At 41.3% G+C, this 16,676-nt stretch carries 17 protein-coding genes; all 17 read right to left on the minus strand.

The window, feature by feature from the left end:
• The 17 genes from prmA to rimP all read right to left on the minus strand — a co-directional run bounded on the left by prmA (position 1) and on the right by rimP (position 16,645).
• On the minus strand, positions 1 to 885 hold the full coding sequence (prmA, locus tag B808_RS00845; RefSeq protein ID WP_035421355.1) for a 50S ribosomal protein L11 methyltransferase: 885 nt from the start codon (positions 883 to 885) through the stop codon (positions 1 to 3).
• Positions 886 to 941: 56 nt separating this feature from the next.
• Positions 942 to 1,250: a hypothetical protein gene (locus B808_RS00850; protein WP_009167232.1), complete on the minus strand. Its 309-nt coding sequence runs from the start codon at positions 1,248 to 1,250 to the stop codon at positions 942 to 944.
• Positions 1,251 to 1,395: 145 nt separating this feature from the next.
• The gene (locus tag B808_RS00855) at positions 1,396 to 1,785 is read right to left on the minus strand and encodes a VOC family protein (RefSeq protein WP_035421357.1); all 390 of its coding nucleotides are present in this window, start codon (positions 1,783 to 1,785) and stop codon (positions 1,396 to 1,398) included.
• A gap of 417 nt (positions 1,786 to 2,202) precedes the next feature.
• Positions 2,203 to 2,976, minus strand: coding sequence for a (S)-acetoin forming diacetyl reductase (locus B808_RS00860; protein ID WP_009167234.1), 774 nt, complete (start codon positions 2,974 to 2,976; stop codon positions 2,203 to 2,205).
• 83 nt (positions 2,977 to 3,059) lie between these two features.
• Entirely contained in the window at positions 3,060 to 4,877 is a 1,818-nt protein-coding gene (lepA, locus tag B808_RS00865; RefSeq protein WP_318238879.1) for a translation elongation factor 4, read from the minus strand.
• A gap of 120 nt (positions 4,878 to 4,997) precedes the next feature.
• A complete protein-coding gene (gene dnaJ, locus B808_RS00870; protein WP_035421363.1) occupies positions 4,998 to 6,134 on the minus strand; it encodes a molecular chaperone DnaJ in 1,137 nt (378 codons plus the stop codon).
• A 99-nt stretch (positions 6,135 to 6,233) separates the two neighbouring features.
• Positions 6,234 to 8,081, minus strand: a complete 1,848-nt coding sequence (gene dnaK / locus B808_RS00875; RefSeq protein ID WP_035421365.1) for a molecular chaperone DnaK — start codon at positions 8,079 to 8,081, stop codon at positions 6,234 to 6,236.
• A gap of 36 nt (positions 8,082 to 8,117) precedes the next feature.
• Complete coding sequence (grpE, locus tag B808_RS00880) at positions 8,118 to 8,684, minus strand: nucleotide exchange factor GrpE (protein WP_035421367.1); 567 nt, start codon at positions 8,682 to 8,684, stop codon at positions 8,118 to 8,120.
• Between the two features lie 15 nt (positions 8,685 to 8,699).
• Entirely contained in the window at positions 8,700 to 9,734 is a 1,035-nt protein-coding gene (gene hrcA / locus B808_RS00885; RefSeq protein WP_035421370.1) for a heat-inducible transcriptional repressor HrcA, read from the minus strand.
• Positions 9,735 to 9,840: 106 nt separating this feature from the next.
• Entirely contained in the window at positions 9,841 to 10,773 is a 933-nt protein-coding gene (ribF, locus tag B808_RS00890; RefSeq protein WP_035421373.1) for a riboflavin biosynthesis protein RibF, read from the minus strand.
• 8 nt (positions 10,774 to 10,781) lie between these two features.
• Positions 10,782 to 11,693, minus strand: coding sequence for a tRNA pseudouridine(55) synthase TruB (gene truB / locus B808_RS00895; protein WP_155830442.1), 912 nt, complete (start codon positions 11,691 to 11,693; stop codon positions 10,782 to 10,784).
• 56 nt (positions 11,694 to 11,749) lie between these two features.
• Entirely contained in the window at positions 11,750 to 12,097 is a 348-nt protein-coding gene (gene rbfA, locus B808_RS00900; protein WP_009167242.1) for a 30S ribosome-binding factor RbfA, read from the minus strand.
• An 18-nt stretch (positions 12,098 to 12,115) separates the two neighbouring features.
• Positions 12,116 to 14,449: a translation initiation factor IF-2 gene (gene infB / locus B808_RS00905; protein ID WP_035421375.1), complete on the minus strand. Its 2,334-nt coding sequence runs from the start codon at positions 14,447 to 14,449 to the stop codon at positions 12,116 to 12,118.
• A gap of 14 nt (positions 14,450 to 14,463) precedes the next feature.
• The gene (locus B808_RS00910) at positions 14,464 to 14,769 is read right to left on the minus strand and encodes a YlxQ-related RNA-binding protein (RefSeq protein ID WP_009167244.1); all 306 of its coding nucleotides are present in this window, start codon (positions 14,767 to 14,769) and stop codon (positions 14,464 to 14,466) included.
• Positions 14,756 to 15,058 (minus strand): RNase P modulator RnpM, encoded by a 303-nt coding sequence (gene rnpM, locus B808_RS00915; RefSeq protein WP_035421377.1) that lies wholly within the window; start codon positions 15,056 to 15,058, stop codon positions 14,756 to 14,758. Before rnpM ends, B808_RS00910 begins: the two co-directional genes overlap by 14 nt.
• A 19-nt stretch (positions 15,059 to 15,077) precedes the next feature.
• Positions 15,078 to 16,148: a transcription termination factor NusA gene (gene nusA / locus B808_RS00920; RefSeq protein WP_051393774.1), complete on the minus strand. Its 1,071-nt coding sequence runs from the start codon at positions 16,146 to 16,148 to the stop codon at positions 15,078 to 15,080.
• Positions 16,145 to 16,645 (minus strand): ribosome maturation factor RimP, encoded by a 501-nt coding sequence (gene rimP / locus B808_RS00925; protein WP_009167245.1) that lies wholly within the window; start codon positions 16,643 to 16,645, stop codon positions 16,145 to 16,147. The genes nusA and rimP overlap by 4 nt, the downstream gene beginning before the upstream one ends.
• Between the last annotated feature and the right edge of the window lie 31 nt (positions 16,646 to 16,676).

Raw genomic sequence — 16,676 nt, forward strand, 5'->3', positions numbered from 1 at the left:
TTACCGCTGCTCCTTACTAGCAATTAGGGCGTACCACTTTCCCCTGGTCAACGTCTGCTCGATTTTCAGATGTTGCTGATTAAGCGCAGTCGTAACCTTGGCTAACTGATCTACATAAATTCCGGCTAAAATAAATTTACCCGTTGCAGTTAAATGATCATTAACTTGCGGAATTAACAACAATAAAACTTCTGCCAGCATGTTAGCCACAATTACATCAGCAAGCTGATCCTGTTCAGTGAGCAAGCTCTGCTGTTTAACCTGATGATTGAGCTTCATTACAGGGTTATTAGCAAAATTTCTTTGCGTTGCAGCAACCGCGATTGGATCATTATCTCCAGCAACGATTTGCAAAGCTCCCAAGGAACGAGCTGCGATACTCAAAACACCTGACCCACAACCAACGTCAAATACCGTTTCTTGACCCCGTAAAACTGTTTCCAATGCTTGGAGTGCTAACTTTGTGGTCGGATGGGTTCCCGTGCCAAACGACATTCCTGGATCAAGGCGAATTACCCGTTCATCACTATTTGGCATCGGCTCATAATCACTCCATGTAGGCGCAATGGTTAGAAACTTAGTGATCCTTTCCGCTTGATATGATGCTTCCCAATTTGTTTTCCATTTACCGTTAACCGGTTTTATTTCAATTTTAAACGGATGAGGGTTAATTCCAAACTCCAGCAACCGGTCAATTTGTGGCTGTAAAATAGTGCTTTTTGTTTGTAAAGTTTGTTTCGTTGTGGCATAAACTGTCACAGCAACTTGCTTCGTGGCATAATCATCTTGCCATTGTAGCCCATCAAAATCAGCCTCCATCAATAGATTTTCAACGGCGGGAGCGGCCAACGCCGGCATTTTAATGGTCATTTGATACAAATCCATAAAATTATCCTTATCCATTATTATAAAAAAGGCATCCGCTGAATGGATGCATCCTGTTATTTATCTAGTCCCAAGCGAATTAGTTTTTGTTCATGTGACGCCAAGTGACCCGTTAAATATTTCAACAAACTATGCTCAGTCTTAAAAATTCTCGGATGGCGCTGCTTGTGAAGACGCAAATCAATTTCCTTTATTTTTTGTCGTCCCGTCCAACCATGTCCATAACGAACAATAATTCGATTATTTAATTGATCCTTCCCAAACCGAAAGATATAAACGCTGTCAGGAGTCATAAGCGGACGGATGTATCCCTTTTTGTAATGATAACCATTTTCCCGTAGGAATTGTTTGGTTGAAGCTAACATGCCAACATCCTCCTTCCCTTTTTGAGTCGATTAACTATGGTTTTAATACTACTGGAGCTCATCGTAAATAACAAGGTACGAAATTATAACAAATTAACAAAACAGCAGACGCCAACTACACGCCTGCTGCTCTAAATTACTTGAATTATTTCACAATCTCACAGAATTCAATTTTTTCGTGGTTAGGTCCGTAAATATTAAAGAAACGAATTCCCTTATCCCAAAATGGACGAGTTTGAATTTCATTTTCCTGAACGTCCAACCCTAAATCTTTAGCATCCTGCAACGCAGCGGTAGCATCGTTGGTGTTGAGAGAAATGTGATTAATTGCACCATCTGCATTAGCAATCGCGTCACCTTCCCAAGTTTCAATCATTAAGGTATCGTACTTCATGAAAGCACAACGATTCCCTTCATATAAAAACTGACCAACTTTCTCAAAACCAAGCTTTTCATAAAAAGCAATGGTTTGATCTAAATCGCCAGAAGGAATTCCAACGTGTTGTAAGCCAGTGAAATTTTTCGAAAATGCCATGATAATCTCTCCCAGTAGTTTTATTTTTCACACATGTGAAATTAATAACAACTATATTATATCCCATTTTTCTTAATTAATAAAGTTATGTCATTAATTAATAGATATAATCGCAACAACCTCACCCAACGTTGTTAAAAACCTGCTAAGTTAGTAAGCTTGCTACAATTGCCAAATGGTCAGGATTGAACAAATAGCCTAAGGTGCCTTTTATGAATGCATAAAACCACGAAAGTACAATTCCCAACCGAGGGCTGCTTAGTGATAACTGGTTGCAGCCCTCCCTTCTCCATTGGTTCTTGTTGACAGTTAATTGTACTAGCTAGTTATTTATTTATTTGCAAAAAAAGAACCCGCTATGGATTCTTTTGTAAAGCATGGTTTGACTGCCATATTCAAATTTTAATTGCTGCCCGTCTAGTTAAAGACCATGCCTCCGTCAATCAACAAAGATTGCCCGGTCATGTAATCAGCATCGGAGCTAGCTAAATAAGAAACACAGCCAGCTACATCTTCTGGTTCAGACAAACGTTTTAAAGCAATATCTTTAGCAAATTGTTGCATTCCCCATTCAAATGGTTTGCCGGCTTCCTTTGCCACATTGCGAGCAATATCAGTCATCATCGGGGTTTTTACAATCCCTGGACAGTACGCATTTACAGTAATATTATCAACAGCGAGTTCCTTGGCAGCTGTTTCCGTAATTCCACGAATGGCAAACTTAGTCGAACCATAGACTGTTAAATTCGGATTACCAGTCATTCCAGCTTGCGAAGAAGCATTTATGATTTTCCCACCATGTTGCAATTTACGAAACTGTTTTGCTGCCGCCTGAATCCCCCAAATGGTGCCACCCACGTTGATTCGTTCTGTTTGAGCCAAAATTTCTGGTGTCACATCCTCAATTGGAGTGGTTGGGGCAACCCCAGCATTATTAACAATGACATTAAAATCACCAAATTGCTGGGATGTCCGTTCAACAGCCGCAAAAACTTCATCTCGTTCGGCGACATCCCCAACCAATGCCAGTACTGATCCATGATCAGCCTGAATTTTTTCCGCTACTTGTTCAACTTTGCTCAATGTCCGACCAAACAAAGCAACGGCAAAACCATCTTGATGTAAACGCCAAGCAATTGCAGCACCGATTCCTTGACCTGCTCCAGTAACCAAGGCTACTTTTTTATTCATTAATGATATCCTCCAACAAATTATTTACAACCATTATTATACTATATTTCACAAAATAATTATTCAGTAGTCAAATAATCAGCTTAGTTTTCCTGTTCTTCATCGGTTTGTAATACTGTCATAAACGCAGCTTGTGGAATTTCAACCTTTCCAACTGATTTCATTCGCTTTTTCCCACGTTTCTGTTTTTCTAAAAGCTTTGCTCTTCGATCAGGATCACCCGTATGAATCCGAGCTGTTACATCTTTTCGATACGCTTTAATATTAGTTCGGGCAATAATCTTAGCACCAATCGCGGCTTGAATTGGAATCTCAAAATTTTGTCGTGGAATAATTTCTTTTAGCTTTCTCACAATTTCTCGACTACGTTCCTCAGCAAACTGGTGATGGGAAATGAAACTTAAGGCATCGACTTGATCACCATTTAATAAAATATCAACTTTTACTAAATCACTTTTTTGATATTCACTAACTTCATAGTCAAGTGACGCATATCCACGGGTACTGGCTTTTAATTTATTGAAGAAATTAAAAATGATTTCTGATAGCGGCATCTGATAGATTACATTAACTCGAGTGCTGTCTAAGTAATCCATAGTTACAAATTGACCCCGGCGCGCCTGGCAAAGCTTCATTACCGCCCCTACATATTCATTTGGAACCATCACCGTCGCTTTAACATAGGGTTCTAGAATAGCTCTGATTTGTGAGGCATCTGGCATTTCAGCTGGATTTTCAACTTCAACTGTTTCATCAGAATTTAGTTCCACTCGGTAAGTAACTGAAGGGGCAGTTGTAATTAGATCAACATAAAATTCTCGCTCTAATCGCTCCTGAACTACATCCATATGCAACAACCCTAAAAAGCCACAGCGAAAACCGAACCCCAAAGCCTCTGATACCTCTGGTTCAAATTCAAGCGCAGCATCATTTAATTTAAGCTTTTCTAAGGCCTCGCGCAGATCTTCGAATTTTGCGTTATCGGTAGGATATAAACCGGCATAAACCATCGGAATCATCTCTCGATAACCAGGCAAAGCTTGTTCCGTTGGATTGTTTACTTTAGTAACCGTATCTCCGACACGTGTTTTAGTAATATCTTTGATGCTAGCTGTTAGGTACCCGACATCCCCAGCCATAAGGTAATCGCGAGCAATTGGATGGGGCGAATTAACCCCCACTTCCGTCACTTCATATTCTGTTTTACTATTCATTAATGAGATTCGATCCCCCGCCTGTACGGTTCCAGCGAATAATCGAACACTCAAGACCACACCTCGATAATCGTCATAGATAGAATCAAACACTAATGCTTTTAAGGGAGCTTCAATGCGGCCAGTTGGTGCTGGAATCCTTGCTACAATTGCTTCTAGAACTTGATCGACATGTAAACCAGTTTTAGCACTAATCTCAATGGCCTCACTAGCATCAATTCCAATCACATCTTTAATCTCCTGCTTAACTTTTTCTGGTTCAGCTGAGGGCAGATCTACTTTATTGATTACCGGCAAAATTTCCAAATCATCATCAAGTGCCAAATAAACATTTGCTAAGGTTTGGGCTTGAATCCCCTGTGTCGCATCTACAACTAAAATTGCCCCCTCACAAGCGGCCAAACTCCGAGAAACTTCGTAGGAAAAATCCACATGACCGGGGGTATCGATTAGATGAAAGACGTAATCAACTCCATCCTGCCCATGATAAGTTAATTCCACTGCATTTAACTTAATCGTAATTCCGCGTTCCCGCTCTAAATCCATATTATCTAGGAGTTGGTTTTTCATTTCTCGTTTTGAAACAGTTTCTGTTAACTCTAGAATCCGATCGGCAAGGGTTGATTTGCCATGATCAATATGAGCAACAATCGCAAAATTCCGAATCCGTTTTTGTCTTACGTTCATTTCATCATAGTTCACGTTTCGTACCTGCTTTCTGCTGCAACTCTTAATGATTATTTCAATTATAGCAAGCTGCCCCGATGGAAACAAATTCGGGGTAGATTTTCATCTACCCCGAATTTGTTATTTTAATTTATCCTTTAATTTTTCAAAGAAACCTTTATTTGCACTTGAATGATCACCACTTGCTTCGGCAAAAGCACGCAGAGCAAGTTTTTGATCAGATGATAGTTTCTTTGGGGTCTTGATGGTTACCTTGACCAACTCATCCCCCTTTGCATTACTATGCAGGCGGGGAGCCCCCTTACCCTTTAATTTAAACACCGTCCCAGTGTTGGTACCGGCTGGGATGGTTAGTTTTCCATTTCCATGGACTGTCTTAACATCAATTTCATTGCCGAGAGCGGCATCGGTAAAATCAATCGCTTTATTGTAGTAAATGGTTGAACCATCTCGTTCGAAGTCTTTACTAGCAAGGACTCGAAAGACAATGTAGAGATCGCCGTATGGTCCTCCATTCTCACCAGCATCACCTTGTGACTGCAAGCGCATTTGTTGTCCCTCTTCAACTCCAGCAGGAACATCAACCTCAACTTGATGCTGTTCCTCTAAGTGACCAGTTCCACCACATTTAGGACACTTTTCCTTAATGATTTTACCGGTTCCCTGACACCGAGGACAGCTCGCTTGCGTCTGCATTTGCCCCATCGGGGTATTCACCGTTCGTGTAATTGCACCACTACCATGACAATCTGGACAGGTTTCCGGAGTCGTCCCCGGTTTAGCCCCGGTACCATGACAATCAGAACATTGTGCGGCTCGGTGATACCTAATCTTAGTTTTTTTACCGAAAATAGCTTCTTCAAACGTTAAAGTTAATTCGTATTGTAGATCTCGACCTCTTTTCGGAGCACTGGGATCTTGTTGTTGACGACGTCCGCCACCAAACAAATCACTAAAAATATCTGAAAAGTCACTATAGCCAGCGCCTCCGCCAAAGCCACCAGCACCAGCTCCGCCATTTCCACCAAATCCTTGTGGACCATCAGCAGAACCATATTGATCATAATTAGCACGTTTTTGTTGATCACTTAGAACCTCATAAGCCTCTGTTATTTCTTTAAATTTTGCTTCAGCTCCGGGTTCCTTATTCAGATCCGGATGATATTTTTTTGATAAATGACGATAAGCATGATTGATATCCTTTTCAGAGGCATCTTTTGCAACTCCTAATACGTCATAATAATTTTTCTCCGCCATCATTAGCCTCCAAGCCGTAATCCGCTTCTTACAACAAAAAGCCAAAGCAATTCAACGAGGCTTTGGCTTTTTACCAGTTATAACAGCTCTTGAATCGGATTATTTATTGTCGTCATCATGAACTTCATGAAAATCACCGTTAACAGTGTCCCCATCATCTTTTTTCTGATCATCAGTAGTACCAGTAGCTTGGTCACCCTGTGCTTCTTGTTGCTGTTGATATAATTTTACTGCCACAGCCTGAACTTTCTCATTTAAAGCATCCTTCTTAGCTTTCAAATCGTCAAGATCCCCGGCTTCTTTGGCCTTTTTCAAGTCCTCTTGGGCAGCTTTAACTTCTTTAATCTCATCTTCAGAAACTTTGCCCTCAACATCTTTCAAAGTTTTATCAGTTTGGAATAGCAGCTGGTCAACTTCATTATTTAAATCAACCGTTTCTTTCTTCTTTTTATCTGCTTCTTCGTTGGCTGATGCTTCCTTCATCATCTTATCGATTTCTTCATCGGAAAGACCATTTGAATCCTTAATGGTAATTTTTTGTTCTTTTCCAGTTCCCTTATCCTTGGCAGAAACATTTACAATCCCATTTTTGTCAATATCAAAAGTAACTTCAATTTGAGGAATTCCCCGGGGAGCAGCTGGAATATCAGTTAATTGAAACCGTCCTAATGATTTATCATCATTTGCCATTGGACGTTCCCCTTGCAATACATGAATATCAACTGCCGTTTGATTATCAGCAGCCGTTGAGAACGTCTGTGATTTAGAAGTTGGAATCGTCGTGTTTTTCTCAATTAATTTTGTGAAGACGCCACCCATCGTTTCGATCCCTAACGACAATGGGGTAACATCAAGCAAGACGACATCTTTAACATCACCTGTTAGTACACCACCCTGTACCGCAGCTCCCAAGGCAACTGCTTCGTCTGGATTAATTGAGTGATTTGGATTTTTACCGGTCCAGTTCTGGACAGCCTCTTGTACAGCTGGAATTCTAGTTGACCCACCATTCAAGATAACTTCATCGATATCACCGGTAGTTAGATCAGCATCTTTTAAAGCATTCTCAAATGGAACCTTCGTTTTATCAACCAAATCGGAAGTTAATTCATTAAATTTAGCCCGTGTTAATGTTGTTTGCAGGTGAAGTGGACCGCTATCATTCGAAGTTATGAACGGTAAACTAATCTCGGTCTGCTGAACCCCAGACAATTCCTTCTTTGCCTTTTCCGCAGCATCTTTCAGCCGTTGTAAAGCCATCTTGTCTTTGGACAAATCAATTCCGTGATCTTGCTTAAAATCAGCAACCAACCAATCAATAATCCGTTGGTCGAAGTCATCACCACCAAGATGTGTATCACCATTTGTTGATAGAACTTGGAAAACACCATCACCTAATTCAAGGACAGAAACATCAAAGGTTCCTCCCCCTAAATCATAAACCAAAACCTTTTCGTCTTTATCCTGTTTATCAAGACCATAGGCCAAAGCAGCCGCCGTTGGTTCATTAATAATTCGTTTTACATCTAATCCGGCAATTTTACCTGCATCCTTGGTTGCTTGCCGTTGGGCATCATTAAAGTAAGCTGGAACTGTAATGACAGCTTCCGACACACTATCACCAAGATAATCTTCAGCATAACCCTTAATGTATTGTAAAATCATTGCTGAAATTTGCTGAGGTGTATATTGCTTCCCTTCAACATCAACTTTGTAGCTACCATCACCCATATGACTTTTGATAGAACGAATCGTATTTGGGTTGGTAATTTCTTGCCGTTTAGCAACTTCACCAACCTGAATTTCACCATCTTTAAAAGCAACTACCGAAGGAGTAGTCCGAGAACCATCGGGATTAGTGATGATTTTGGGCTTGCCACCTTCCATCACTGCTACAGCTGAGTTGGTTGTTCCTAAATCAATTCCAATAATTTTATTACTTGCCATTTTAAAAACCTCTTTCTGTTATTTTATTATATCCCACTACTGAGCAACAACTACCATTGCTGGTCGTAACACCCGATCGTCAAGTAAATACCCGGTCTGCAAGACCTGCACGACCGTGTTTTTAGGATGTTCCTCACTAACAGCAACTGTTTGAATTGCTTGATGCTGATTTGGATCAAACGGTTCACCGACAGCCTTAATTTCAGTGATTTGATTATCCTGCAGAGCTTTTTTTAAATGCTGCTGAACGATCTCAATCCCATTTTTGAGCTGTTTCCCGCTGTCATCATTTACTTTCACAGTAAGCGCTCGATCCAAGTCATCAAGGACTGGTACTACTTCCTTGGCGAGATCCTGTGCACCGTATTTAGCCAGCGCCTCTCGTTCTTTTCGATTACTTTTTTCAATGTTTTGAATCTCTGCCTGAGCACGCAAATAATCATTTTGAGTTTGATCTAACTTTGCCTGCAATTGTTTGATTTTTTCTGTGGCAGGATCAACAGTTGCTTCATTAACAGGAGCTTCTTTTTTAGCTTTAGCTTTATTAGCAACTGTTTCATCAACTTGTTTAGATTTCTGTTGCTTGTCATGCTCTGTTGACATCTTAATCCTCCCCTTTTATTCATATCCATGGTAATAACCACTGATACGATTCTGTAATTCAGTTCGAAACGCATCGACTAAGCCCATTACTTTCGGATATTCCATCCGCGTTGGACCAATAATTGCAATCCTACCAATTCCATGAACACCAACGTCATAAAGTCCGCTGACAATGCTATAAGATCGTAATGAATTATTGGGCAGTTCAAAACCTAGTTGAACTGATAGGGGGCTAATAACCCCATCCACAATTGATAACAAATCATCATTAATATCTACCAGCGAATTAGACTGTCCGTAATCATCTGCATTGGCAACTCCAACAGGAAATAGTTTAGTACGTCCGCTCAAGAAAAATTGATCCCGAGTGAACTTTTGCAAAACATACTGGAAAACATGTCTAAGAACTGCAAGATTTGGAACTACCGCTGCTAGGGATTGCAAGCGATTAGTTGCTAAGTCTTTAACCACTAATGAAAATGGTTGCTCAGCATATGTTTCATTGAGAATATTAGTAGCTTTCTCAAGCTGTGCCGTGCTCCAATCCTCATGAACCACAAATGCCTGATTTTCAACCTGACCGGTATTCATAATCACGACAGCCATAAGATGGTGGCCATTTAATTTTAAAACCTGAAGGTGTTGAACAATTTCACCAGTTTGTGATTCCGGACTAATAGTAATCGCCGGATACTCAGTCAACTCCGAAAGAACCTCTGCTGATTGCCTGACAATATCATCAAGCTGTTGAAATGAACCACCGAGCAACTCTTGAATGTATTGCTGGTACTGAGCATCTGGTGGAGCTGGTTCTGCAAGATGATCAAGATAATACCGATAACCCCGTTCGGATGGTACTCTCCCTGATGAAGTATGCAGCTTCTCAATGTAATCGTTTGCACTTAAAATACTCATGTCATTGCGAATCGTAGCTGAGCTAACCCTAATTGGAAGTCGCTGTGCCAGTGATTTCGATCCGACTGGTTCTCCAGTCGCAGAATAAGTGTCAACAATTTGCTTTAAGATCAAGCTCTGCCTTTCAGTGAGCATCTTCACCACCTCTTTTTAGCACTCTAGCACTCCAAGTGCTAAGGTACAAATATACTTTAACAAGGAATGTCACAGGCGTCAAGAAATAAGGTCAAATTAATGCTGACTATTTAAAATAATTTATAGTGGCAATTTTATCAAGCTTAAGTTGCTCAATCAAAGCGGCTTCGCCCTGATACTTAACATTATCTCTCAACTTTTGTAACCAGCGAATCTGAACCTGATTTCCATAAATGTTTTGATTAAAATCCAAAATATTGATTTCTACCGTAATTGGATTATGATCACCAAAGGTTGTATTACGTCCGATTGAAGCCATTCCCTGATACCACCGACCATTGACCGCAATTTGAACCACATAAACACCCTCAGCTGGTAACCGTTGCAATTCACTATGTTGAATATTTGCCGTTGGAAAACCTAATTTTCTCCCTCGAGCAAAGCCGTGAATCACCGTCCCCGTTGTTTCAAACTGGTATCCAAGCGCCTGGTTAACCAAGGTCAACTTCCCCATTGCTAAGGATTGGCGAATGTCAGTCGAACTAATTTTGGCACCCCCAAGGGAGGCTTGCCCGACCTTTACTACTGAAAACTGCTGATGACTATAGGACTCTAGATGATCCATATCTGCCTGGTTTGTCCCATATGTATGGTCAAAACCTGCTACAACTGCAATCGGATGTAATGGTAGCAAAAACCGATCAACGAACTGCTGTGGCGTTTGTGCTTGAAACGCAAAGTTATAATTAATTTGATAAATCTGATCGACACCCTGCTGTGCTAATAATTCTTGTTTTCGCTCCCACAAGGTTAAATAACGCCCGGCATCACCATCAAGCTTTTGGTAAACTAAGGCCGGATGATGATCATAGGTCAAAACTGCTAACGGTACTTGTTTCTGATGAGCAAGGTCCGCAGCCTGTTGTAAAACCTGTTGGTGCCCCCGATGGACTCCATCAAAGAATCCCATTGCTAAAACCAATGGCTGCCCACCAAAAACCGGGAGTTGTTGTGGATATGCAATCTTAACTACTTTCATAATTTCCTCTAATTCAATCTAAACATTTTTTCAGGACGATACTGTTGTTTGCTTTGATCTAAGTGATAGGTCGCACGATCCTCATTATTATAGCGCAAGACTAAAATTGGTTTTTGACTAGCCAACTCACGTGCATCTAAAAAACCACCATGCTGAACTCGCTCAAATTGAGATGCTGTTAGCTCTCGGGTTGGCAGTCCCTGCAAAGCCCGTCCGAGGGGTTGGATTTTTTCTGCAAGTTGCCCGGTTTGGGCGGCCTGCTCCAATTCCTCCAAGGTAACTGTCTCTGCTAGAGTAAACCCACCGCTCATCATGCGAGTTAACTGCGTCATTACTGCTGGAACTCCAAAATACTTTCCAAAGTCAACCGCTAGTGTTCGTACATAGGTTCCTTTACTGCAATGTACCGTGAAATAAATAGTTTGAGTTTTTGAAATAGGATCGATCCAACTAGCGCATCGCTGTTGAAAATTGGTGATCTTAATCTGTCGTCTCGGACGCTCAACTGTTTCCCCATGACGAGCATAGTCATAAAGACGACGTCCCTTAACTTTGACTGCCGAATACATTGGTGGGATTTGGATCGTATCCCCCAAAAAATGTTGGAGCCCATTATTAATTTGCTGGTCTGTTAATGGCTTAAAGTCAAAATCAGTTGCAATAATCGTTCCATCTAAATCTTCTGTAGTCGTTGCAAATCCTAATGTAATTGCTCCCTGGTAGATTTTACCCGTAGCCATTAAATTATCAACTAGTTTGGTTGCATATCCCAAGCAGATGGGTAGTACACCGTTAACATTCGGATCGAGGGTGCCACTGTGTCCCACCCGCTTCTGGTTATAAAGGTGGCGAATCCGACTAACACAATCAAAACTAGTCATTCCTACCGGTTTATTTAGCGGAATTATGCCACTAATCATTTCCACACGCTCCTTATGTACGTAAAAATGACTGAGATTGATCTCAGTCATTTTTGCTAGTTACGGTTTAATTTGTTAATTAGTTGATCAATCTTATTTCCATATTGAACCGACTGATCTAACTCAAAGTGAATCTCTGGAGTAACATAAATACTAAGGCGATGACCAAGTTCTCCTCTAATTAATCCAGTAGCTTTATCCAGTCCTTGTTGCACTTTTTCTTGTTCTTGCTGGTCATCGGACAAAATACTGTAATAAATCGTAGCCTGCTGAAGATCACCAGTTGCCTTTACTCCAGTAATGGTAACTCCTTGTACTCGTGGGTCTCGTACTCGCTTTAACAAGATATCATCAACTTCTTTTTGAATCTCTTGTTGCAACCGACCAACGCGATACTGTGCCATGTTTCTCACCTCTTAAAATTATTGCGGTGCAACTTCTTTCATTCGATAAGCTTCAATCACATCGCCAACTTTAATGTCATTGTAATTTTCAATGGTTAAACCACATTCATGGCCCTGCTTAACTTCCTTAACATCGTCTTTAAACCGTTTCAAGCTCCCAAGTTCACCATCATACTTAACGACTCCATTTCGAATAAGATGAACTTTGCTATCGTTGGCAACAAAACCATCGCTAACCATGCCACCAGCAATCGTACCCACAGAAGAAGCCTTATAAAGCTGACGTACCTCAATATTCCCAGTAACTTCTTCAACATAGGTTGGATCAAGTTTACCTTTCATTGCGGCCGTCACATCATCAATGGCATTGTAAATCACCTGGTATAAGCGAATGTCAACATTATCAAGTTCTCCTTGGCTCTTTGCTTGAGGCGTAGGACGCACATTAAAGCCGATGATAATTGCATTACTAGCCTTGGCAAGCGCAACATCACTTTCATTGACGGCTCCTACCGAAGCATGAATGACATTCACATTAACTCCAGAAACATCGATTTTACGAAGACTATCAGCGAGTGCTTCAACAGATCCCTGTACATCAGCTTTAATAATCACATTTACTTGTTTTAAATCCTCTTGTTTCATGGAATCAAACAGATTATCAAGCGTGACTCGATTATTTTGTTTTCGCTCTTCCAACTGAGCTTCTTTAGCCCGTTCTTCTCCAGCAGTTCGCGCCGTTTTTTCATCGTTAAAGACTACAAACCGATCACCGGCTTCTGGAACCCCATTCAAACCTGTAATTTCTACTGGAGTGGCGGGAGTAGCGGTCGTAATATCCTGACCAAGTTCATTTGCCATTGTTCGAACCCGACCAAAAGTATCGCCAACCACAATTGGATCACCCGTGTGTAAAGTTCCCTGCTGAACCAACAAAGTGGCAACTGGACCTTTTCCCCGATCAAGTCGAGCCTCAATCACTGAACCAGCTCCATTTTGTTTAGGATTAGCCTGTAATTCCATCACATCGGACTGTAAAAGAATCATGTTGAGCAATTCGTCAACATTCGTTCCATTCTTAGCGGAAATATCAACAAAAATCGTATCGCCACCATAATCTTCTGGCACTAAGCCATAATTCATCAATTGTTCTTTGACATGGTTAGGGTTAGCACCGGCCTTATCGATTTTATTAACGGCAACAATAATTGGTGTTTGGGCTGCCTTAGCATGATCGATTGCTTCAACGGTTTGTGGCATCACTCCATCATCGGCAGCAACCACTAAAACGGTAATATCAGTCACGTTAGCACCACGAGCTCGCATTTCTGTGAAGGCAGCGTGTCCAGGCGTGTCTAAGAAGGTAATAATTTTACCATCATGATGTAACTGGTACGCACCAATTGCCTGCGTAATCCCCCCTGCTTCCCCAGCCGTAATATGAGAGTCGCGCAAGTAATCTAATAACGTCGTCTTCCCATGGTCAACGTGCCCCATAATTGTAACTACTGGTGGACGTGGAGCCTGATAGTCTTTGTTTTGTTCCTCTTCTTCAAAAAACTTATCAATATCAGAAACATTGACCGTTTCTTTCTCTTGGGACTTAATCCCGTAGTCGTCAGCTAAAACTTCGATCGCATCTTTATCTAATGATTGGTTCTGATTAACCATCATCCCAAGCATGAATAACTTTTTGATAATTTCTGCTGGTTCACGATGCAAAATCTTACCCAAATCTTGTGCATTCATTCCGTCTTGATAAACTAACACTTCTGGTAACGGCCGATTTTTTCGAACTGTTGGCGCCTTTTTCTTATGATTCTGACGAATTCGCTGGTTTTTAGAATACATGCTATTAAAGCGATTAGTCCGATTTTTCCGGTTTCGACGCTTCTTTTTGTTACTGTTTGCAGTTCCATTCGGATTACTACTTCGCTTTAGACTTCCACCAAACTTGCCAGTTCCGTTGCCGGTAGTTTTGGTCTTAGTTTGATGCTGTCCCTGGGAACTGTGATTCTTTCCAGTTGTTGGTTTTTGTGTAGTTGAATGTGGCTGCTGATGTTGAGTAGTAGCCGTCTTTCCCTGTGGCTTTGCTTTTGCTGACCGCACTGGTTTAGAAGCCGTTGCTTGGTCCGTTTGCGAACGAGTGGTAGCTCGTTTAGCAGCCGGTTTTGGCTTATTATTAGTTGCCTTGCGTGGTTGTAAGTATGCTCGCACTGTTTTCTCCTGTGAACCATCCAAGGTTGCCATATGATTTTTTACATCAATTTCACGTGCCTGAGCTGCATCTAAAACCCTTTTGCTTGGTAATTTAAGCTCTTTTGCTAATTCGTAGATTCGTTTTTTCGCCATGGAATCACGCTCCTTTATTCTTTAATCAGTTCATTTATTTTCCTCGCAAACCCTTGATCTGTAACTGCTACAATCGTTCGTTGTTGTCCTATCGCCGTACTTAAAGCTGCTTTTGACAACGCTGTACAGCTAGGAATCTGATAATACTGACACTTATTTTGGATTTTTTTTGCGGTAGCAAGACCAGCATCACTGGCTAAAAACAAAAATGCCACTGAACCGTTTTTAATTCCCGCTAACACAATTTCTTCACCTGAGATTATTTTACCAGCTCGACGAGCAATTCCCAATAAATTTACTACTTTATCATAGTTTTTCATTTTTAATTAATTCCTGACGTGCTTGCAAATGATCGACGTAAGCAATTAATTCCTCATAAAACTGATCAGAAAGTGGGATCTCAAAAACCTGATCGAGAGTGCGCTGTTGATAAGCTTCTTTTACCGCAGCTACATCAATGCGAACATAGGCCCCGCGTCCTGATTTTTTCCCCGTAGGGTCGAGAGTCACTTGGTGCTGCTGATCACGCACAATTCGAATTAACTGTCGTTTGGGAAACATTTCCTGCGAAAGCACATCTTTTCGCATGGGAATCTTTCTTTTTTTCATATCAGTCGACCCCCTTTACCTATTCTGTTGCTTCCGGTGCTTCCTCTTCAGAATCATTCATTTCAGATTCCGATTTGATATCAATCCGGTATCCAGTCAATCGAGCAGCTAATCGGGCATTTTGCCCACGTTTACCAATAGCTAATGATAGCTGGTCGTCTGGCACTACAATTGTGCAAGCTTTGTCCTGACCGTCTTTGAAAATTACATCAATAACATCGGCGGGATTGAGTGCGTTTGCAATGAATTCAGCTGGGTCATCATTCCACTGAACAATATCAATGTTTTCTCCATCTAATTCATTCAAAATGTCTTGCACCCGTTGTCCGCGCGGACCGACAGTCGTTCCAACTGGATCAATATTTGGCTGGTTAGACCGAACCGCTACTTTAGAACGATCGCCTGCTTCTCGTGCAACTGAGACAATCTCCACCGTCCCATCATAAACTTCTGGAACTTCTTGTTCAAATAATCGCTTTAACATCCCTGGGGCCGTGCGGCTAACAAAAACTTGAGGACCCTTAGCTGCATCATCGACGTTGGTTACATAAACTTTAAGCTTATCTTGGGGACGATAATGTTCATTTGGCATTTGATCTTTAGCTGCCATGACGGCTTCCACCCCATCTAAGGTCAAGTATACAAACCGATTGTCTTGCCGTTCAACTTCAGCAGTTACCAATTCATCTTGATATTTGCTGTATTTATTATAAACAGTTGCCCGTTCGGCTTCTCGCACCCTTTGCATAATGACCTGTTTGGCGGTCTGCGCAGCAATGCGCCCAAAATTTTTGGGCGTGACTTGGAATTTGATCTCATCTCCAAGTTCATAGCCACGATTAATTTTCAACGCATCGTCCAAACTAACCTCGAGTCGTGGATCACTAACATCAGAGACCACTTTTTTCACTGCATAAACATTCATGTTTCCCTTGGCTTCATCAAAAACTACCGATACATTTTGAGCTTGATCATAATTGCGTTTATAAGCTGAAACCAGTGCTGCTTCTAGGGCTTCAATCACCACATCCTTTTTGATCCCTTTTTCTCGTTCGAGATCATCAAGGGCACTTACTAATTCTTTACTCATCGTGATTCCTCCTGACTAAAGTCAATTGCTAGACGAGCTTTGGCAACCAGTTGACGTGGAATTACCACCGTTTGCCTAACTCCTTTTTGCTTAACCGACAAAGTAAGCTCGTCTGCGTCAAGCTCCATTAGCGTTCCTTCAAACTCCTTCTGCTGCTCCAATTTTTGGTACAAACTAACGTGGATAAATCGATGGAGGGCATGCTGATAATCCGTTTCGTTTAATAACGGGCGTTCTGCCCCTGGGGACGAAACCTCCAAAAAATAGGGATCCACAAACGGATCTGGTACTAGTTCGTCCAAACGAGTCCCCAGTTGATCGCTGACTAACACACAGTCATCAAGAGTAATCCCCTCATCCTTATCGATAAAAACTCTTAGATACCAGTTTCCAGCTTCTTTAACAAATTCAATCCGATCTAAATAAAACTGATGAGCCTGCAGGATGGGCGTCACCACTGCCGCAACTTGCTTAATAATTTCGTTTGCTTCACTCAACTATTTTCCTCCAAAATGCTTTCAATAAAAA

This window comes from Fructilactobacillus florum 8D (genome assembly GCF_000512295.1).
GTDB lineage: Bacteria > Bacillota > Bacilli > Lactobacillales > Lactobacillaceae > Fructilactobacillus > Fructilactobacillus florum.